Annotated in this window: 1 protein-coding gene; it reads right to left on the bottom strand. The window is 70.8% G+C overall.

Features of this window, described 5'->3' with window-relative positions:
• Nucleotides 1-181: 181 nt before the first annotated feature.
• Nucleotides 182-532 (bottom strand): metallopeptidase family protein, encoded by a 351-nt coding sequence (locus BZL64_RS38815; protein WP_190047047.1) that lies wholly within the window; start codon nt 530-532, stop codon nt 182-184.
• Between the last annotated feature and the right edge of the window lie 44 nt (nt 533-576).

Below are 576 nucleotides of genomic sequence, written 5' to 3' on the forward strand. Positions count from 1 at the left end.
GGCCTCCCTCCTCGTCGCCCACGCTCATGCAACCGGCGGCCGCGGCGACGGCCAGGACCGTGACGGCCAGGCGAACAGGTACGTACAAGGGGCGCACAGGGCCACCTCCGGGGGCAGACGCAGGAGTCATCCTCCCCAACTCCCGCCGCCCGCAGGAAGACACGCGCCCCGCGACGCCGGCTCAGCCGTACCCGAGCGCGTGCAGCCGGGCGTCGTCGATCCCGAAATGGTGAGCGATCTCATGCACGACGGTCACCTCGGTCTCCTCGACGACCTCCTCCCGCGACTCGCACATCCGCAGCGTCGGCCCCCGGTAGATCGTGATCCGGTCCGGCAGCACCCCCGCGTACCACTCGCCGCGATCCGTCAGCGGCGTCCCCTCGTACAGCCCGAGCAGCTCCGGATCCTCCGCCGGCGGCTCGTCCTCGACGAACACCGCGACGTTGTCCATCAGCCGCGTCAACTCCGGCGGAATCCGGTCCAGGGCCTCGGCGACCAGTTCCTCGAACTCCTCGCGCGTCATTTCCAGCACGGGGCCATTCTCCGGCACGACAGCGCCGTACGGCGGGTACCTCC

Origin of the sequence: Streptomyces bobili, assembly GCF_002154575.1 — a bacterium.
GTDB lineage: Bacteria > Actinomycetota > Actinomycetes > Streptomycetales > Streptomycetaceae > Streptomyces > Streptomyces bobili.